This window comes from Streptomyces sp. ADI96-02 (assembly GCF_003846185.1).
Classification (GTDB): Bacteria; Actinomycetota; Actinomycetes; order Streptomycetales; family Streptomycetaceae; genus Streptomyces.
This window is the reverse complement of the sequence record NZ_ML123034.1, coordinates 4,795,664-4,814,815: the sequence shown is the minus strand read 5'-3', so window position 1 is coordinate 4,814,815 and position 19,152 is coordinate 4,795,664. Positions and strand designations below refer to the sequence as shown.

The window sequence follows — 19,152 nt, the reverse complement described above, 5'->3', positions numbered from 1 at the left end:
GGTGGTGCCTACCTTTCGCTCGTTCTCCGCAGCGGCTTTCGGGAAGAGGCCGGCATCTGGTTCCAGCGGGAAGTGAGTTCGGCCACGGTGGGGGCCGTGAAGAGGATCCGCATCGGGATGTCGACGCCCATCTCCGAACGGACCCGGGCCACCAGCCGGGTGGCCAGGAGCGACTGCCCCCCGAGGGCGAAGAAGTCGTCGTCGACGCCGACCCGCTCCACGCCCAGGATCTCGGCGAACAGTGCGCACAGGGCCCTCTCCCGCCCCGTCCGGGGCGCTCGGTGGGCGTCGCCGCCGAACTCCGGCCGGGGCAGGGCGGATCGGTCCAGTTTCCCGTTCGGCGTCAGCGGCAGTTCCGCGAGCACCACGAACGCGGCCGGGACCATGTAGGACGGCAGCCGGTCCGCGACGGCGCTGCGGAGCGCTTCCTCGGCGGGAGGTTCGGTGTCGGTGTCGGGCACCACGTACGCCACCAGCCGGCGGTCGCCGGGCCGGTCCTCGCGGGCGACGACGACCGCGCGGCGGACCGCGGGGTGGCGCGTCAGGGTGTACTCGATCTCGGCGGGTTCGATCCGGAAGCCGCGCAGTTTGATCTGGTGGTCGGAGCGGCCGAGGTATTCCACCTCGCCCGCGACGGTCCAGCGGGCGAGGTCCCCGGTGTGGTACATCCGCGCGCCCGGCGGGCCGAACGGGCAGGCCGTGAACCGCGCGGCGGTGAGCCCCGGCCGTCCGTGGTAGCCGCGTGCCAGGCCCTCGCCGGCGATCCAGAGGTCGCCGATCGCACCGGGAGGCACCGGTCGCAGCGCGCGGTTGAGGACGAACATCCGGGTGTTGGCGAGCGGACGGCCGATGGAGGGAGGCATGCCGCAAGCGCCGGGGACCAGGTCGGCGGCCGTGGCGTAGAGGGTGGTCTCGGTGGGCCCGTAGAGGTTGACGGCCCCGGCGGCGTACTTGCACAGGGTCTCGGCGAGCGCCAGGGGCAGCGCCTCGCCCGTGGAGATCACCCTCAGTCCGGCCAGGCACTCCGGGACATGGGTGGCCAGGGTCTGCCAGAGGGCCGGGGTGGCCTGCATGACGGTGACGCCGGCCCGTCCGAGGAGGTCCAGCAGGGCCTGGGGCTGGGTGATGTCGTCCTTGTCGGCCAGCACCGTCCGGCCGCCGGCCAGCAGGGGCAGGAAGAGCTCCAGGGCGGCGATGTCGAACGCGACCGTGGCACAGGCCAGCAGCCGGTCGTCCGGCGTCAGGGGCAGCCGCTCCCGCATGCCGGTCAGCAGGGTCGCCAGGGAGCCGTGCCGGACGACGACGCCCTTGGGACGCCCGGTGGAGCCGGAGGTGTAGATGACGTAGGCGGCGTGGTCCGCGCCGACCCGGACGCCCGGACCGCCGGCCGGATGGGGAGAACCGGCGGACAGGTCCACTCCGGCCAGCCGCTCCTCGTCGAGGACCAGTACCGGCGCGCTGTCCTCGATCACGGCCCGCACCCGGGCCCGCGGATAGTCCGGGTCGACCGGCACGTACGCGCCGCCGGCCTTCCACACCGCCAGCAGCGCGACCAGGAGATCGGGCGATCGGGGCAGCAGCACGACGACCCGCGTGTCCGGGCCCACGCCCCGGCCCGCCAGCCAGTGCGACAGCCGGCCGGCCCGCTCGTCCAGCTCCCGGTACGTCAGGCACTGCCCGTGGAAGTCGACGCAGACCGCGTCCGGCGCCGCCGCCGCCCGTGCCGCGATCAGCTCGGGAACCGTCAGGCCGGGCAGCGGCGCGGCGGTGTCGTTCCAGCCGTGCAGCACCTGCTCGCGTTCGGCGTCGGACAGGACGTCCAGCGCGCCGACGGTGGTCGCCGGATCGGCGGCGAACTGCCGCAGCACCCGCACCAGCCGGTCGGCGACCGCCTCCACGGCCGTCCGCTCGAACACGTCCCGCCGGTACTGGAAGGAGACGCGCAGCAGCGGGTCGGCCGCCGCGATCACGGTCAGCGGGTAGTGCGGCGGGGCGTACGGGCGGATGCCGGTCACGGCCAGCCCCGCCGCCGACCGGCGGGACCGGTCGACGGGGAACGACTCGAACACCACGAGCGTGTCGAACAGGGCGCTCAGCCCGGTCGCCCGCTGGATGTCGGCGAGCCCGAGGTGGTGGTGGTCCAGCAGGCGGGCCTGGCCGTCCTGGAGCCGCCCGAGCACGTCCCGTACCGGGTCGGCCGCCGCGCACCGCACCCGGACCGGGACCGTGTTGATGAACAGGCCGATCATCGTGTCCACGCCCGTCAGCCCGGGAGGCCGACCCGCGACCGTGGCCCCGAACAGCACGTCCTCGTGGCCGGTCAGCTCGGCGAGCACCACGGCCCACGCCCCCTGGAGCAGGGTGTTGGGGGTGACGCCCCATTCGGCGGCGCGGCGCGCCAGCCTGGCGGCGTCCTCGCCGCTCAGCGCCGCGTCGATCTGCCCGCTGCCGCTGTCGGCGGGCTCGGCCGGGGACGCCGGGGACGCCAGCAGGGTCGGCTCCGCCACCCCTGCCAGCTCCTTCGCCCACGCCCGCGCGGAGAGCGCCCTGTCCTGCCGCGACAGCCAGCGCAGGAAGTCCCGGTAGCCGTACGGAACGGGCGCTCCGGCGTCGTGGCCGGCGTCGGCGTACAGGTCCATCAGCTCGCGCTGCATCAGCGACACCGACCAGCCGTCGAGCAGCACATGGTGGGCGGTGAGGGCCAGTTCGGCGCGTCCGGGCCCGAGCGTGACGAGGGTGAGGCGGAGCAGCGGCGGGCTGTCGGTGCGGAACCGGGCGTCCCGCTCCTCGGCGAGGATCTCCTCCAGCCGGTCGCCGGGGTCCGTCTCCCCGCTGAGGTCTGCCTGCCGCCAGGGGAGGGGGACGTCGTCCACGACGATCTGCACGGGCTCGCCGGTGGCGCTCGGCAGGAACGCCACCCGCAGATTGGGGTGCCGGTCGAGCAGGGCCTGCCCCGCGGCCCGCAGGCGCGCCGGGTCCAGGGGCCCTTCGAGCCGGAACACGAACTGCGTCTGGTACGCCTCCGAGGCCGTGCGCGCGAGCATCGTGTGGAACAGGAGGCCGTCCTGCAACGGGGTGAGCGGCCATACGTCGCCGACCCGGCCGAAGCGCCGCTGCCAGCCGTCCAGTTCGTCCTGGCCGACGCGGACCAGCGGGACGTCGGACGGGGTCAGCCCGCGCCCGCCGGCCGCGACCAGGTCGCGCAGGCCGCGCAGGGCGGCGCACCAGGCGTCGGCCAGGGCGCGGACCTCGTCGGCGGTCAGGACTCCGGTGGCGAAGGTGAACAGGGCGGTGAGCCGTGCGCCGTCGCCGACGCCGGTCACCAGGGAGTTCAGTTCGAGCGCGGACGGCGCCGGCATGTCGGCGGCGGGCGCGGCGACCAGTTCGGGGCACTCGGCCGCCGGGGTCCACCCGGCGTCGGGGGCGGCGGGAGCGGGGCCCTGGGCCGTCTCCGGGCGCTCGAAGGAGAAGCGGCCGAGGAAGTTGAAGCCGATCTCCTCCGCCGGGTAGGGCCGCAGTTCCTCGGCGGTGGCGTCGTTGAGGTAGCGCAGCAGGGTGTAGCCGATGCCCTGGTCGGGAAGGGCGCGCCGCTGCTCCTTCACCCGCCGGAGGGCGTCGCCGGCGGCCGGGCCTCCGGCGAGGGCCGCGTCGACGTCGATCCCGGAGAGGTCGAACCGGACGGGGGTGACCGTGGTGAACCAGCCGACGGTGCTGGACAGGTCCGCGCCGGGGACCAGCTCCTCCTGCCGGCCGTGCCCTTCGAGCCGTACGACCGCCGTGCCGTCCCTGACGCCCCGGCGCTGCTGGGCCAGGGCGAGGACCAGGGCGGTGAGCAGCACGTCGTCCGCGCCGCTGCGGTAGGCCGCCGGGACCGAGGTCAGGACGGCGTCGGTGAGGTCGGCCGGGAGCTGCACGCGGACGGTGTCCGTGGTCGCGGTGAGGTCTCTGCGGGGATCCAGCGGCCGGGAGCCGACGGGGGCGGCGGGAGCGGCGAGCATGTCCCGCCACAGGGCGACCTCCGCCGTGCGCTCGGGCCGGGCCGCCTCGTCGGTCAGGGCGTGCAGCCAGCGGCGCAGGGAGGTTCCGGCGGCGGGCAGGGCCGGTGTCCGGCCGCTTCGGACCTGGCGTCCGGCCTCGACCAGGTCGGACACCAGCACCCGCCACGACAGGCCGTCGACGACCAGGTGGTGGGCCGCGATCAGCAGCCGCCCGGGGCCTTTGCCGGCCGCCTCGAACCAGACCGGCCGGAGCATGCGGCCGGCCCGCGCGTCGATGTGGCGTACGGCCTCGGCGGCCTCGGCGCGCAGCAGGGTCTGCCACTCCTCGCCGTCCCAGTACCCCTCGCCGTCCCGGTCCACGGGGCGGACGACGTGTCCGAGGAGTGCGTCGGCGTCCGGATCGCCGGGCGCCCGCACCAGCAGGCCGCCGTCCGTGAGCTGTGATCTGAGGACGTCGTGCCGGTCGAGGACGGCGCGCAGGACGGCGGTGAGCCCGGGGCGGTCGAGTCCGGCGGGCACGGTCAGCACCAGCCACTGGGCGAGCCGGTCCAGGCCGGGGCCGCGCTCGGCGTACAGCCGCGCCATCGGGGGCAGGGGCAGCAGGCCGAGGCCGCCGCCGTCGAGTTCGGCGAGGGCCGCCGGGGCGGCGAGGCCGGTCGCGGCCTCGGCCAGCGCGGCGACGGTACGGCGTTCGAACACGGTGTGCGGGCTGAGGGCGAGGCCGCCGGCGCGGGCGCGGGCCACCACCTGGATCGCCCGGATGCTGTCGCCGCCCAGGGTGAAGAAGTCGTCGTCGACGCCGATCCGGCTCACACCGAGCACCTCGGCGAACGCGGTGGCCAGCAGACGTTCCTCGTCGGTCCGGGGCGGCCGGTGGGCGCGTCCGGTGAACTCCGGCGCGGGCAGCCCGGCCACGTCCAGCTTGCCGTTCGCGGTCGACGGCAGCCGGTCGAGCGCGACGAAGGCGGCGGGCACCAGGTGGGCGGGCAGCCGCGTCCCGGCGAAGCCCCGCAGCTCGACGAGGTCCAGCCCGGCGTGCAGGTCCCACTCCGTGCCGGTGGGGCCGCCGCCTCCGGCGGTGTTCGCGACGACGTAGGCGACGAGCTGTGCGGCCCGGTCGGCGCCCCGGCCGGGGCGGGCGACGACGGCGGCCCGGAGCACTCCGGGGTGCTCGGTCAGCGCGGCCTCGATCTCCTGGGGCTCCACGCGGAAGCCGCGGATCTTCACCTGCTGGTCGGCCCGGCCGGCGAACTCCAGCTCGCCGTCGGCGTTCCAGCGGGCGATGTCGCCGGTCCGGTACATCCGCGCGCCGGGCGGGCCGAACGGGCAGGCCGTGAAGCGCTCCGCGGTCAGGCCGGGGCGGTCGTGGTAGCCCCGGGCGAGCCCGGCGCCCGCGATGTAGAGGTCGCCGAGGACTCCGGCCGGCAGCGGCCGGAGCCGGCTGTCGAGGACGTAGAGCGCGGTGTTCCAGATCGGGGTGCCGATCGGTATCGTGCGCGCCCCCGGCCGGTACTGCCACGCGGTGACGTCCACGGCCGCCTCGGTCGGCCCGTACAGATTGTGCAGGGGCACGCCGAAGGCCCGGTGGAACCGGGCGGCCAGCTCGGGCGGAAGCGCCTCGCCGCTGCACACGACGCGGCGCAGGCCGGTGCCGGCGGCGGCCGTCTCCTCGGTGAGGAACTCGGCCAGCATGGACGGGACGAAGTGCGCCGTCGTGACGCCGGCCCGCCGGATCAGCTCGGCGAGGTAGCCGGGGTCCCGGTGCCCGTCCGGGCGGGCGACCACGAGGGTCGCGCCGGTGATCAGCGGCCAGAAGAACTCCCAGACGGACACGTCGAAGGAGGCGGAGGTCTTCTGGAGGACCCGGTCGGAGCCGTCGAGCCGGTAGCGGTCCTGCATCCAGCGCAGTCGGTTGACGATCGCGGCGTGCGTGACGACGGCTCCCTTGGGCCGTCCGGTCGAGCCCGAGGTGTAGATCATGTAGGCGGGGTGGTCGACGCGGTGCGGTACCGCAAGGGCGGTGTCTCCGGACGGCGGGGCGTCGTCGACCAGGACCGGGGGGACGTCCGTCGGGGGCAGCCGGTCGGCGACCTCGGCGACCGTCAGCAGCAGCGTCGGCCGGGCGTCGGCGAGCATGAACGCGACCCGGGCGGCCGGATAGTCCGGGTCGACCGGCACGTAGGCGGCCCCTGACCGGATCACCGCGACCAGGGCGACGACCAGCTCCGGGGAGCGGGGCACGGCGACGGCGACGAACCGCTCGGGCTCGGCGCCGCGCTCGGCCAGCAGGCGGGCGAGCCGCCCGGACCGCGCGTCCAGCTCCCGGTAGGTCAGCCGGGTGTCCTCGAAGGCCACGGCGACGGCGTCCGGGGTGGCGCGGGCCTGGGCGTCGAGCAGTTCGGCCAGGGTCGCGGGCGGCGGGGCCACCTCGGGCCCGGCGCACGCGGCGAGCAGCGTGCGGCGTTCGGCGGGGCCGAGCACGGACACGTCGCCGACCGGGGTGCGCGGGTCGGCCAGAGCCGTGCGCAGGAAGGCCGTGAACCGGTGGGCGAGCCCGGCGACGTCCTGTTCGTCGTACTCCGCGCTCGGTGCGTCGAAGCGGACGTACAGATCGCTGCCGGCCCCGCCGTCGGTGTAGACGCAGACCATGATCTCGTCGATCACGCCGAAGGTGCCGCCGGCGAAGCGGGCCTCGGCCCCCGCGAGGTCGAGTGACCGGACGAAGGGGATCACGTTGACGACGGCGCCGAACGGGCTGCGCGCGTCGCCGGCGTGTCCGGTGGCCCGTTTGACGAGGGAGACGTCGTGCCGGGCGTGCCGCAGGACGCGGCCCCGCTCCCGGCCGAGCGTCTCGGCCAGCTCCACGAAGTCGGCCGCGGGGTCCACCCGCGGGCGCAGCGGCACGCGGTTGGAGAGGAGGCCGAGGGAGCGGCGCAGCGGGCCGACGCGGTGGTTGACGGTGATGGTGAGCAACGGCTCGGACTGGCCGCACATATGGCGCAGGAACGCGGTGGCGGCCGAGGCGATCAGGTCGGACACCGTGCTGCGGACCGTGTCGGCCGTCCGCTCCCAGGCGGCGAGTTCGGCGGCGGGGACCACGGCGGTACGGGTCGTCATCCCCTGCTGTGCGGTGAGTCCGTCCCAGTACCCGGGCCCGTCGCCGAAGGCCCCGGCGGGCGGACGTACGCCGGTGGGCAGCCGGGCGGCCTGCGGGTCCGCGGCGAGGTAGTCGCGCCAGAACCGCTCGGCGTCGGCGAAGCGTCGCGAGGTCCGGTACGCCGCGTCCTTCGCGACCGCTTCGCCCGGCGGGGCCAGGGAGCCCTCCGGCACGGCGGATTCCGTGTGCAGCGCGCGGTAGACCTCGGCGATCCGCTGGGACAGCAGCGTGAGCACGCCGAACGCGTCGGTGAGGATGTGGTGGAAGACGAGTACGAGGAGGTGGCGGCCGGGTCCCAGGCGGATCGAGCCGATCCGCAGGAGCGCGTCCTCGGCCAGGTCGAACGGCCGCCGCACGAGGCCGGCGACGACGGCGCGGGCGGCGTCGGCGGGGTCGGGGGTCCCGCCGACGTCGAGACGGAACGGCTCCCAGTCCCCGAAGTCCCGGGCGAGCTGCCGCAGTCCACCGTCGTCCCGGCGGAAGTTCACCCTGAGTGCGTCGGCCTCGGCCACGGCCGTCCTGACGGCCGTGGCGAGCAGGGCGGCGTCCAGGTCGCCCTCGACGTCCCACAGGGTCGCCACGTTGTTCGGTACGTCCGGAGCGAGTTCCTGTGCGAGCCACATGGCTTCCTGCGCGGATGTGACGCCGGTACAGCCCATCCAGATTCCCCCCAGCAACATGATCCTGACCATCAGTCACTCACCGTGCTGATGCTTGTCTCGGCAGTGAGGCCGATCAACCGGGCTGAAAGATATTGGCTAGAGGTCGGAACAGAATTGGCCGTATCCCGAACCATGTCCGCCAATTTTTCGGGCCCGGCGTTTGTCCGGCCGCTGTTCGTCCGGTCCGTTGACCGTCCGGCCCGGTGCTCGTCCGGCCCGGTGTCCGTCCCGCCCGGCGGTGTCCCGCCCGGTCGTGCCCGGTCCGGCGGTCTCCCGGCCCGCGGGCGTACGTTCCTCAGGCCGTCGTCGTGCGCTGCTCCTCGGCCGCGACGGGCGCGGTTCCGTGTGCGCTGGTCCTCACCACCTCGGCGACGGTCAGCTCGTAGGCGGAGTACCAGCGTTCGCGGCCCAGTCGCTGCGCCACCAGGTGGTCGGGGTCGGAACGCCACTTCTCCAGGGTCTCCGCGTCCCGCCACATCACGACGGCGAGGCGTTCGCCGTCCTCCGCCGTGTACTGCTTGACGTCCACCAGGTCGGACCCGGCGATCTCGCGGACGCGCTCGCGCATCCGGTCCTCGGTGGCGTAGTACTCCTCGCCCGCCTGATCGGAGAGGCGCGACTTGAACAGGATCACGAACATCCGGAGTCCTCCAGGGTGGCTGTGCCGGTGGTGAACGACGTCGTGCAGGCGCGCACCCGGTCCTCGGGCGCCGACGCCAGATCCGTGCCGTGGCGGTCGAGCAGGTCCGCCACGAGGCGGTCCAGTCTCCGGTCGCCCCGCAGCACCGAGGCGTAGCTCTCCTCGGTGAAGGCGCACTGCTCGTACAGCGAGGAGAACCGGTCGGGGAAGAGGGTCAGGAGCCGCCCGCGCAGCACGTCGGCGGGGGTCTCCTCGCGGGGCGGGTTGGCCATCGTGAAGTAGTGGCGGTAGGAGAGCCGGGAGATCGCCTCGGCGTCCTCGGTCCGCGACTTCTCGTAGGCGGCCAGTCCCGCCGCCCAGTCCACGGTGGCGTCGAGGCAGTCGACGAGGACCCGGGCGTCCTCGAAGCCGCAGTTCATGCCGTGCCCCATGAAGGGCGCCATCGCATGGCAGGAGTCGCCGAGCAGGGCGAAGGCGTCCTGCCACACCCACCGGTCGCAGCGGACGACCGACAGGGTGGAGACGGACCGGGAGGCGAGCTGGCCGGCGATGTCGGGTATGGCCGCGGCCGGTTCGGGGAAGTGGGCGGCGAACGTCTCGTACAGGTCCCGGCCGCCGCCGACCGCCGCGTAGGAGGGGGCCGGGCCGTCGAGGCGCATGAACAGGGAGCCGGAGAAGTCACCCGACGGCATGGGGAACGCGGCGAACATCGCGTCGCCGGTGGGCCAGTAGTGCATGGTCCTGCGGTCGAGCCAGCCGCCCGGCACGTCGATCTCCTGATAGGCCAGTTCGAGCTTGCGCACCTCGGCTCGGGCGCCGCGCGCCTCCAGGGCGGCCCGGGTGGCGGAGTGCGCGCCGTCGCAGCCGAGGATCCGGCGGCACCTGAGCCGGTGCCGCCCGTGCCGGTCCTCCACCAGCACGGCCGGGTCGTCCAGGTCCACGGAGCGCACGCGCTGCCCGAAGCGGAGGCGCACGCCGGGCGTCGCCTCGGCGGCGTCCAGCAGGATGCGGTGCAGCCGTTCGCGCTCCACGGACCAGATGGGCTGCTCGTCGCGGCTGTACGGGGTCACCCGGGCCCGCCCGTCGGGCGGGTGCCCGCAGCGTCCGTACAACGGGACGCAGATCCCGCGCACCGCGTCCGCGACGCCCAGGTCCGACAGGACGCGCCAGCCGCGCGCCGACAGCATCACCGTGAGGGACCTGCCCCGGGAGCCGGGGTCGGGCCTCGGGGCCTCCCGCTTCTCCAGCAGGGTGACCGGTCCGAACCGGGGCGCCAGGTAGAGAGCGGTGACCACCCCCACCAGGCCGGCCCCGACGACGACCGTCTCGTGGTTCTCGGCCGTGCGGCCCGAGTCGTTCCCGTGCATGGCATCCCCGCCCCTGGTCCGTACTTCCTCCGACAGTTCCCCGGCCGTGCCCCCGCGCGATCGCGGGTCGGCCCTCAGGGCTGCCGCAGCCCGGCCAGGACCACGGCGCCCGCCTCCTTCGTGCTCAGGGACCCGCCGAGATCGCGGGTGACCCGTCCTGCGGCCACGGCGGCGGCGACCGCCCGGCGGACCGCCTCCGCCTCCCGGGCTCCGCCCAGGTGCTCGGCCAGCAGGGCCACGGAGAGGATGGCGGCGAACGGGTTGGCGGTTCCGGTGCCCGCGATGTCCGGCGCACTGCCGTGCACGGGCTCGAACAGGCCCCGCCCGGTGTCGGGGTTGAGATTGGCCGACGCCGCCACGCCGAGGCCGCCGGCGAGCGCGGCGGTGAGGTCGCTCAGGATGTCGCCGTAGGAGTTGTTGGTGACGATGACGTCGAAGGCGGTCGGATCGGTGGCCAGTCTCATCGCCGCGGCGTCCACGTAGAGGTGTGACGTGTCGACGTCCGGATGCCGGGCCGCCGCCTCGCGCCAGCAGCGCTGCCACAGCCGCCCCCCGTTGCGGACGGCGTTGGCCTTGTCGACCAGGCAGACCGATCTGCGGGCGACGGAGAAGGCGTAGTCCAGGATGCGCGACACCCCGTGATGCGTGCTCAGGTCCACGTCGAGGGCGATCTCGTGCGGGGAACCGGTCCGCGTACTGCCGCCGACGCCGCTGTAGAGCCCTTCGGTGTTCTCCCTGACGATCACGCAGTCGATCGCCCGGCGTGCCGGGTCGCGCAGCGGGCTGAGCCGGTCGTGCCACAGCTTCGCCGGCCGGTAGTTGACGTACAGGTCGAGTTCCAGGCGCAGGGTGGTCAGGACGCCGCGTACGTACGCCGTGTCGCCGAGCCGGGGATCGCCGACCGCGCCCAGCAGGGTCGCCCCGCTCTTCCTGACCCGGTCGACGTCGGCGTCCGACAGGGCCCGGCCGGTCCGCAGGTACGTCTCCGCGTTGACGTGGTCGAGGACGTCGGTCCGCACGCCGAGGTCGAGGGCGTCGAGGACGTCCAGCGCCGGAGCGGTCACCTCCGGTCCGATGCCGTCACCGGGAATGACGGTGATGGTGGTCAAAGCCGCTCACGCCCGTCCGTGGCTCAGCACGTCCGCGACGAGTCCCGGGACGTCGTGCTCCACGTGGAAGTGGCCTCCCGGCCGCACGGTCCCGCTGTACTCGCCGGAGGTGACGCGCGCCCACCCGGCAAGCCGCGCCTCGGCCACCAGCGGGTCGCCCTCGCCGTGGTAGCCGCGCACCGGACAGGACAGCGGCCCGGCGCCGGGCGACGGCCGGTACGTCGCGTGGGCCCGCAGGTCCGAGCGGAGCATGGGCAGGAGGAGTTCGCGCAGCTCCTTGTTCTCCAGGACGGCGGGTTCGATGCCGCCCAGCGCGTGCAGCGTCGCCCAGAACTCGTCGTCGGGGGCCAGGTGGACGTTCCGCTCGCTCATCTCTCCGGGCGGGAGCGCGGCCGACACGCACAGCGCCCGGGGTTCCTCACCGGCGTCCCGCAGCAGCAGGGCCGTCTCGTAGGCGACCAGCGCGCCCAGGCTGTGCCCGAACAGCACGCGGTCGCCCGGCGGGAGCCGCAGCAGCTCCGCCGCGGCGGAGTCCGCCATCGCGGCCACGTCGTCCACCGGCGGCTCCCCGAAGCGGTCACCGCGGCCGGGGTACTGGACGGCCATGAGCGCCGTGCCGGACGGCACCGCCGCGGCCCACTCGCCGAAGGCGATGGCAGAGCCCCCGGAGTGCGGGAAGCACACCAGGCGCACACCGGGACCGTCGATGCCGGTCAGCGACCGCACCCAGCCCCGTTCCCGCATCCGGCTCATCCGCCCCGCCCTTCTCGTCGGCCGTCGTTCCGCGGGTCCCATGTTTTCCGCTCGCCGGAATTTCACGGACTCCCCGACAGATGTCGGCAAGAGACCGGGGGCCGTACGGGGGCCGCGATGACGATGCGGAGGAGAGGGGCCCGGCAGGCGCGCCATCGCGCCCGCGCACGGACGCTCGCGCCTCCGTCCCCCCTCCGCCCGCTCCTGGAAGGGACGTCATCATGCTCGACGGATTTGTGCCCTGGCCCGAACAGCTCGGGGCGGACCTGCGCCGGACGGGTGTCTGGCCCGGCCGGCCGATCGGCGACCTGCTCCACGAGTCGTGCGAGCGGAACGCGGAGAGAGTGGCCGTGGTCTGCGACGGGCGGCGGATGACCTACGCGGAGCTCTCGCGCAGGGCGGACCGGCTGGCGGGCGGACTGATCGGACTGGGCGTCAGCCCGCTGGACCGGGTGGTCGTGCACCTGCCCAACGTTCCCGAGTTCGTCGTCGTGGTGTTCGCGCTGCTGCGGGCCGGGGCCATACCGGTGCTCGCGCTGCCCGGACACCGCAGGTCCGAGATCGAGCATCTGTGCGCCCATTCCGGCGCGGTGGCCTACGTGGTGAAGGACGAGTTCGGCGGGTTCGACTTCCGCGGGATCGCCCGGGAGATCCCCTCGCTCCGGCATGTGCTGGTCAGCGGCGACCCCCAGGAGTTCACGGCGCTGGAGTCGGTGGGCGCCGAGGACGTCCCGCTGCCCCGGGTGGACCCGTCCGCGCCCGCGCTGTTCCTGCTCTCCGGGGGAACCACCGGGCTCCCGAAGCTGATCCCCCGGACCCACGACGACTACGCGTACGTCATGGGCGCGACCGCGCGGGCGATGGAGGTCGACCGGGACGTGGTCTATCTCGCCGTCAACCCGGTCGCGCACCAGGCGGCGCTCGCCTGCCCGGGGGTGTTCGGCAGCCTCCTCCTGGGCGGCAGGGCGGTCCTCACGTCGACCGTACGGCCCGACGAGGTGTTCCCGCTGATCCGCCGCGAGGGCGTCACCGTGACCACGCTCGTGCCCGCCGTGCTGCGGCTGTGGGCCGACTCGGGACGGCCGCCCGGCGAACTGTCGGATCTGCTGATCCAGGTCGGCAGCGCCCCTCTCGACCCCGCCCTCGCCGACCGGGCGGCCCGGGGCCTGGGCTGCCGTATCCAGCGGTGGTACGGCATCAGCGAGGGCCTGCTGACGCACACCCGGCTCGACGACCCGCAGGAGGCGGTCGTGAACACGGACGGCCGCCCGATGTCGCCGCGCGACGAGATCCGGGTCGTGGACGAGTCCGGCGACCCGGTGCCCGACGGGGAGGCCGGCGAAATGCAGGTGCGGGGTCCGTACACGATCCGCGGGTACTACCGGGCTCCCGAGGAGAACGCGCGCGCGTTCACACCGGACGGCTTCTTCCGCACCGGAGACCTCGTCCGGCGCAGGCAGGACGGCAACATCGTGATCGTCGGCCGGATCAAGGACGTCATCAACCGGGCCGGCGAGAAGGTCTCGGCGGAGGAGGTGGAGCGTCAGCTGCGCACCCATCCCGCGGTGCGGGACGCGGCCGTGATCGGTGTTCAGGACACCGTGCTCGGCGAACGGACGTACGCGTTCGTCGTCCTGACCGGGACGGCTCCCGGCACCTCGGCGGTGAAGGAGTACCTGCGGGGCCGCGGCCTGGCCACCTACAAGATCCCCGACCGCCTGGTGCCCGTATCGCAGTTGCCGCGTACGCCGATGGGAAAGGTCGACAAGAAGGCGTTGCGCGCCCTGGCCGCGCCCTCGGCGCGGTGAGGAGGGGCCCCGGGGCCGTGAGGGCGGGGCGGACGGCGCGCCGGCTGCCCGACACCATGTCGGTGTAGCGGGCGTCGGCCGGCGTGGCCGTGGCGGCCGGACCCTCGCCCTCCAGGCGGTCCCCACCACGTTCGGTCTCAAGGCGGCGGGCTGGCGGGAACTGGTCCTGGCCGCGGACGAGCGGCTGGACCGGGTGCTCGCGACCGGGCTGCCGGTGCGCTCGGCAAGATCGCGGTCGACGTGCAGTCGCTGGCGCGGACCGAGGTGGCGGAGGTCGCCGAGCCGGGGCCGGTGGGCCGCGGCAGCTCCTCCGCCATGCCGCACAAGCGCAATCCGGTGCTGTCGACGCTGATCCGCAGTGCCTCGCTCCAGGTGCCGGTGATGGCCGCCGGGTTGACGCAGTGCCTGGTGTCGGAGGACGAGCGGTCGGGCGGGGTGTGGCACGCCGAGTGGCAACTGCTGCGCGAGTGCCTGCGGTTGACGGGCGGGGCGGCCCATACGGCGGTCGAGCTGGCCGGCGGCCTGGAGGTCCGCGACGGGCGGATGCGCGCCAATCTGGCGCTCACCGGCAGCGGTGTGGTCACCGGGCGGATCGCGGCCGAGCTGGCGCCGCTGCTCGGCAAGGCGGCGGCCAGGGCCGTGGTGTCGAGGTGCGCGGCGACGGCGGCGGAGACCGGGAAGCCGCTCGCGGACGTCCTGGCCGGTTCGCCGGAGCCGGCCGGCCGCGTCGGGGCGCACGAGCTGGCGGAGCTGTGCGATCCGCTCGCCTACACGGGCGGAGCCGCGGCACTGACCGAACGCGCCCTGCTGGAGGACGACTCGCGAAGAGGAGCGGCGACATGACCGAGTACCCGTAGGACTTCTCCGTGGTGGCCGTCCCGGAAGCCGGGGGCGGCCACGGTCAGCTCCCAGGGCAGGTCCATCGCGGGGTCCAGGGAGTTGATGTCGATCTGCGCGCCCGCTCCCACAGCGGTTGGCACCGCCACGTCACGCTCGCCTCGGACGCCCACGCGGTCGCCGTCCTGTCGTCCGCCGCCGACGCCCGCCCACTGCGGGCCTGCTGACCGGGGAGCGGCGGCCGGGAGCGGCGGGCGGCCGGGAGTCCGGCAGCAGGTGGCCAGGAGTCCGGCAGCAGGTGGCCAGGAGTCCGGCGGGCCTCCGGCCCCGGACGGCCGCTCCCGCCCGGACGTGCCTCCCCCGCGCCGACACGCCCGAGGCGCAGGAGCACGAACAAGCCGGGCCCATGCCCCGTCCCACACGCCCCACAACTGTGCTCAGCCGTTCAGGAGTTCAGGGCGATCAAGCAATTTCGGTCACATATGGCTTCCCTCGCACCCCGACAGGGGGTTGACTAAGGGCTGTCCCCTGCGACGCCCCGGCCCCCGGCGGAGGAGCTGACAACGATGCCACCTCACCTCGTACGGTCACCCCTTGGCCAGGGATCACGGGACAGTTTTCAGGGCTGCCGGACCCCCGACCGCCGCCTCCCACGACCCGGCTCCGGCGCGGTCCGCGGAGGACGCGCCGTTCGCGTCGTCCATCCGCACCGATCAGACGAGGGGCAGCAATGAGCCAGATAAAGTTACCGGTGTTTCACATGCCGTTCCCGAGCGCAGGCTGCCATCCGGGCTTGGCCGAAACTCGCCGGGCCGCCTGGCAATGGGCCGAATCCGAGGGGCTGATCCTTTCCGCCCCTTCGCGCAAGCGGATGATCCGCACCCGGCCCGAACTATGGATTTCCCTCATCTTCCCGAAAGCCTCCCAGCGGCATCTCGATCTGTTCTGCCAGTGGCTCTTCTGGGCTTTCCTGGTGGACGACGAGTTCGACGACGGACCGGCCGGGCGCGATCCCGGGATGTGCGGGAGCGCGATCGCCCGGCTGGTGGACGTGTTCGACGGCGCCCCGCCGCACGGCCCGATGGAACGGGCGCTGGCCGGGCTGCGCGACCGCACCTGCGGCGACCGGTCGCCGCACTGGCGTCGGCAGTTCCGCCGGGACACCGCCGCCTGGCTGTGGACGTACTACGCCGAGGCGGTGGAGCGCGCGGCCGGACAGGTGCCGAGCCGGGCCGACTTCGCGAGGCACCGGCGCGACTCGGTGGCCATGCAGCCGTTCCTCGACCTGCACGAGATCACCGCCGGAATCGATCTGCCGGAATCCGCTCGCAGCCTTCCGGCCTATATCGCCCTGCGGAACGCGGTGACCGACCACTCCGGACTCTGCAACGACATCTGCTCGTTCGAGAAGGAGGCCGCCCTGGGCTATGAGCACAACGCGGTGCGGCTCATTCAGCGCGACCGCAGATCCACGCTCCAGGAAGCGGTCGACGAGGCCGGAATACAGCTGGCGCGGATCGCCGAACGGGTGCAGCGGGCGGAAAGGGAACTGACCGAGGAGATCGACGCGGCGGGAATCACCGGCTCCACACGGGCCGCCCTGGAGCGCTGCGTACGGGACTACCGAGGGCTCGTGCGGGGCGACTTCGACTACCACGCCCGCGCCGAGCGCTACACCCGGCCCGATCTGGTGGAGCGGGACGGGCACGCGTCGCTGTCCGGGATCTTCGCCTCCTGAGAACGCCGCGGTGCGGGCCCGGGGCGCGGCAGTCTCCCGGTCCCGTACCGCGGCCGGAGACGATCAGGTCACACCACCAGGGGTCACCAGGGAACCAGGATTGGTCGAAGCCGGTCACATGGAAGACTGACCGCGCAAGCATGGCCCCGGGCCGTCCCCCACCGGCCGGGCCGACGCAACCGGCGGGCCCCGGTTACCTGGGCGGCCGGTCGTACGCGAGCAGCGCCAAGAACGCCGGTCTGACGTGGACGTTCACCGGAAGGTCAGCCGCGTGGGTGGTGTCGCGGGCCGCCACTTCGGGGCAGGCATACGTCTACGTCGACGGCAGGAAGGCTGCCACGGTGGATCTGAAGTCCGCCACCACGAAGTACCGGGACGCTGTCTGGACGGCGTCGTCGTGGCCCTCCGGTGCCCAGCACACGGTCCGGATCGTCGTGGCCGGCACGAAGGGCCGCCCCGCCCTCACCACGGACGGGCTGGTCCACCTGAAGCAGCGAAAGGGCCGATGCGCACATGTCCGGTGTCGGGGCGGCTCCGCCGCAGGTGACGACCGCGTACGGCGACGTGCGCGGCACGGTGGAGGCGGGCGTCGCGGTCTTCCGCGGCATCCCGTACGCGGCTCCGCCGGTGGGCGCACGGCGCTTCCGCGCGCCCGCGCCGCCCCGGCCGTGGCGGGGCGTGCGCGACGCGGTCGACTTCGGGCCGACCGCGCCCAAGCGGCCCTACGCCCCGCCGCTGGACGCACTGCTGCCCGATCCGGCCGTGGCGGGCGAGGACTGCCTCAACCTCAACGTGTGGACGCCCTCGACCGCTGCGGCCGGCCGGCCCGTCCTGGTGTGGATCCACGGCGGTTCGCTGCTGCACGGCTCCTCAGCGGTGCCGGTCTACGACGGGTGGGCGTTCGCCCGGGACGGCGTGGTGCTGGTCTCGGTCAACTACCGCCTGGGCGTGGAGGGTTTCGGGGTGTTCCCGGACGCGCCCGCCAACCGGGGACTGCTGGACCAGCTGGCCGCGCTGGAGTGGGTGCGGGACAACATCGCGGCGTTCGGCGGCGATCCGGACCGGGTCACGGTGGCCGGCGAGTCGGCGGGGGCCGTCAGCGTGGCGGCCCTGCTGGCGGCCCCCCGCGCGGCGGGCCTGTTCCGGCGGGCGGTGCTGCAGAGCGGCGTGCCCGCGGCCCTCACTCCGGCCGACGGCTCCCGGACGACGGAACTGATCGCCCGGCGGCTCGGCGTCCCGGCGACCGCCGCCGCGCTGGCCGCCGTCGATCCGGAGGGCCTGCTGGACGCGCAGACGGCGGTGACGAGCGGCGGCGACCCGCTGACCGGGCGGAACGGCTTCCCGATCGTGGTGGACGGCGACCTGCTGCCCACCGACCCCGACGAGGCGCTGCGCACGGGCGGGGCCGCCGGGGTGGAGCTGCTGATGGGGACGAACAGCGAGGAGTACCGGCTCTGGTTCGTGCCGGGCGGGCTGACGGAGCGGATCGGCCGGCTCCGGCTCCGGCTCGCGCTGCTGAAGTTCGGGGTGCCCGCCGCCACCGCCCGCGTCTACCGGGCGGCCCGGCCCGACGCCGCACCGGGCGAACTCCTCGGGGCGATGGCGACGGACCTGCTGCTGCGGGTCCCGGTCAACCGGCTGGCCGACGCCCGGACGGGCGCGCCCGCCTCCACCCACCTGTACGAGTTCGGGTGGCCCTCCCCCGTACAGCGCCTCGGCGCCTGCCACGCGCTGGAGCTCGGGTTCGTCTTCGACACCCTCGCCCACCCCGACACGGTCGCCCTGACCGGACCGGACGCACCGCAGGAGCTGGCGGACGCGATGCACGGGGCGTGGGTGCGGTTCGCCGCCTCGGGCGATCCGGGCTGGCCCCGGTGGGACGCCTCCCGGCCGGTGATGGGCTTCGGGCCGGGTGCCCCGGCGCTCCTGCCGGCCCCGCGCGACGCCGAGTTGCGCGCCTGGCCGCCGTACCGCTAACGCGTGGAGACCCAGTGCGGGTCAGGAGTCGCGGTGAGGATCGCCGAGGCCACCACGACGGCTCCCAGCACGGCCTGTTCGCGGCGGGCGAGGCGGTGGGCGGCGGCGGGGTCGGTGTCGCGGAGCATCCGCCGTCGCGCCGCCACCGCCAGGGCGCTCACGACGGCCATCAGCGCCAGCTTGACCAGCAGCGCGCGCCCGTACGCGGAGGTGAACACCGCGTCGAGCGGCAGGCGGCGCAGCGTGGAGGCGGTGCCGGTGGCCGCGAGGGCGGCGTACAGCCAGAGGGCGAGGCGCGCGTAGCGGCCGAGCAGGGCGCGGGCGGCGGGGTGGCCGCGCCAGAGCCACATGGTGCGCAGGACGTGCAGCAGGCCGCCGGTCCACAGCGAGGCGGCGATCAGGTGGACGACGGTGAGGGCCGCGCCGATCTCGGGGGTGTACGCCTCCGGGTGCGCGCGCAGGGCCTCGGCGCCGACGACCGCGGCGAGCGGGACGATGGCCAGGGCGGGGCGGCGGCCGGCGGCGCAACCGGCGGCGATGACCAGGCCGTTGGCGATCAGGAGGAGCAGCCCGCCCTCCCGGGTGGCGTACGTCTCGGTGAGCGCGAGGTCGCTGACGACGGCCAGGTGGACGATCTGCCCGGCCGCGGCGGCGGCCCCGGCGAGCGCGGCGGGGACGGCCCAGGCGCGCACGGCGGCGCCGGGACGGCCGGGCACCGGCCGGATCAGGCCCGGGGCGAGGAGTTCGCCCAGGTGGACGGCGAGGGCCGCGTACAGGACGGTCCGGAGCAGGGCGGTGAGCCCTGCGCCGGGTATCCGCAGCTCTCCGGTGCCGTGCGCCAGCAGCCCCGGTCCGGCCAGCGCGGTCAGCAGGGCCAGGGCGCCGCCCGCGCACACCACCGCGGCGGCCCTCCAGGACCGGTAGGACGGGGCGGCGGTCGTGGCGGCCGGATCGGCGAGCGGGGCGGGCAGTGGATCGGCGACCGGCGGCGCGCCGGGGACGCCCGGCAGCGCCGGTGCGGCCGGGTCGGCAGGGGGTCCGGAGAGCATCACGCCTCGATCCTCGCCCGCCCGGTGGGGTGCGGCAAGCCGCGCACGGCCTCATCG

Annotated in this window: 10 protein-coding genes and 2 pseudogenes; 6 read left to right on the top strand and 6 right to left on the bottom strand. The window is 74.6% G+C overall.

The window, feature by feature from the left end; all coding sequences use genetic code 11:
* Window positions 1-8 precede the first annotated feature (8 nt).
* From EES43_RS21325 to EES43_RS21305, 5 genes are all read right to left on the bottom strand, one after another.
* A complete protein-coding gene (locus tag EES43_RS21325) occupies window positions 9-7,835 on the bottom strand; it encodes a non-ribosomal peptide synthetase (RefSeq protein WP_164493218.1) in 7,827 nt (2,608 codons plus the stop codon).
* 277 nt (window positions 7,836-8,112) lie between these two features.
* A complete protein-coding gene (locus tag EES43_RS21320; RefSeq protein ID WP_124270192.1) occupies window positions 8,113-8,457 on the bottom strand; it encodes an antibiotic biosynthesis monooxygenase family protein in 345 nt (114 codons plus the stop codon).
* Window positions 8,448-9,824, bottom strand: coding sequence for an FAD-dependent oxidoreductase (locus tag EES43_RS21315; RefSeq protein WP_124270191.1), 1,377 nt, complete (start codon window positions 9,822-9,824; stop codon window positions 8,448-8,450). The genes EES43_RS21320 and EES43_RS21315 overlap by 10 nt, the downstream gene beginning before the upstream one ends.
* A gap of 74 nt (window positions 9,825-9,898) precedes the next feature.
* Entirely contained in the window at window positions 9,899-10,933 is a 1,035-nt protein-coding gene (locus tag EES43_RS21310; RefSeq protein ID WP_124270190.1) for an isocitrate/isopropylmalate dehydrogenase family protein, read from the bottom strand.
* A 6-nt stretch (window positions 10,934-10,939) separates the two neighbouring features.
* The gene (locus EES43_RS21305; RefSeq protein ID WP_164493217.1) at window positions 10,940-11,686 is read right to left on the bottom strand and encodes a thioesterase II family protein; all 747 of its coding nucleotides are present in this window, start codon (window positions 11,684-11,686) and stop codon (window positions 10,940-10,942) included.
* A gap of 221 nt (window positions 11,687-11,907) precedes the next feature.
* Here EES43_RS21305 and EES43_RS21300 point away from each other — a divergent pair, with 221 nt between their 5' ends.
* From EES43_RS21300 to EES43_RS21275, 6 genes and pseudogenes are all read left to right on the top strand, one after another.
* Entirely contained in the window at window positions 11,908-13,494 is a 1,587-nt protein-coding gene (locus tag EES43_RS21300) for a (2,3-dihydroxybenzoyl)adenylate synthase (RefSeq protein WP_124270188.1), read from the top strand.
* Between the two features lie 94 nt (window positions 13,495-13,588).
* Window positions 13,589-14,337, top strand: a pseudogene (locus tag EES43_RS21295) (lyase family protein); the annotation flags it as partial.
* Between the two features lie 23 nt (window positions 14,338-14,360).
* Entirely contained in the window at window positions 14,361-14,558 is a 198-nt protein-coding gene (locus EES43_RS21290; protein ID WP_124270187.1) for a hypothetical protein, read from the top strand.
* A gap of 533 nt (window positions 14,559-15,091) precedes the next feature.
* The gene (locus tag EES43_RS21285; protein WP_124270186.1) at window positions 15,092-16,069 is read left to right on the top strand and encodes a terpene synthase family protein; all 978 of its coding nucleotides are present in this window, start codon (window positions 15,092-15,094) and stop codon (window positions 16,067-16,069) included.
* Between the two features lie 194 nt (window positions 16,070-16,263).
* Window positions 16,264-16,560: pseudogene (locus EES43_RS31490) on the top strand (N-acetylmuramoyl-L-alanine amidase); the annotation flags it as partial.
* A 22-nt stretch (window positions 16,561-16,582) separates the two neighbouring features.
* Window positions 16,583-18,046 (top strand): carboxylesterase/lipase family protein, encoded by a 1,464-nt coding sequence (locus EES43_RS21275; protein ID WP_124270185.1) that lies wholly within the window; start codon window positions 16,583-16,585, stop codon window positions 18,044-18,046.
* Here the strand turns inward: EES43_RS21275 and EES43_RS21270 are convergent.
* Window positions 18,043-19,095, bottom strand: coding sequence for a CopD family protein (locus tag EES43_RS21270; RefSeq protein ID WP_124270184.1), 1,053 nt, complete (start codon window positions 19,093-19,095; stop codon window positions 18,043-18,045). The two genes, EES43_RS21275 and EES43_RS21270, sit on opposite strands and share 4 nt — an antisense overlap.
* Window positions 19,096-19,152 lie beyond the last annotated feature (57 nt).

What these genes read in the sequence shown, in the direction of transcription:
- EES43_RS21325 (WP_164493218.1), bottom strand. Translation starts at nt 7,835, where the DNA reads ATGTTGCTGGGGGGAATCTGGATGGGCTGTACCGGCGTCACATCCGCG.
- EES43_RS21320 (WP_124270192.1), bottom strand. Translation starts at nt 8,457, where the DNA reads ATGTTCGTGATCCTGTTCAAGTCGCGCCTCTCCGATCAGGCGGGCGAG.
- EES43_RS21315 (WP_124270191.1), bottom strand. Translation starts at nt 9,824, where the DNA reads ATGCACGGGAACGACTCGGGCCGCACGGCCGAGAACCACGAGACGGTC.
- EES43_RS21305 (WP_164493217.1), bottom strand. Translation starts at nt 11,686, where the DNA reads ATGAGCCGGATGCGGGAACGGGGCTGGGTGCGGTCGCTGACCGGCATC.
- EES43_RS21300 (WP_124270188.1), top strand. Translation starts at nt 11,908, where the DNA reads ATGCTCGACGGATTTGTGCCCTGGCCCGAACAGCTCGGGGCGGACCTG.
- EES43_RS21285 (WP_124270186.1), top strand. Translation starts at nt 15,092, where the DNA reads ATGCCGTTCCCGAGCGCAGGCTGCCATCCGGGCTTGGCCGAAACTCGC.
- EES43_RS21275 (WP_124270185.1), top strand. Translation starts at nt 16,583, where the DNA reads ATGTCCGGTGTCGGGGCGGCTCCGCCGCAGGTGACGACCGCGTACGGC.
- EES43_RS21270 (WP_124270184.1), bottom strand. Translation starts at nt 19,095, where the DNA reads ATGCTCTCCGGACCCCCTGCCGACCCGGCCGCACCGGCGCTGCCGGGC.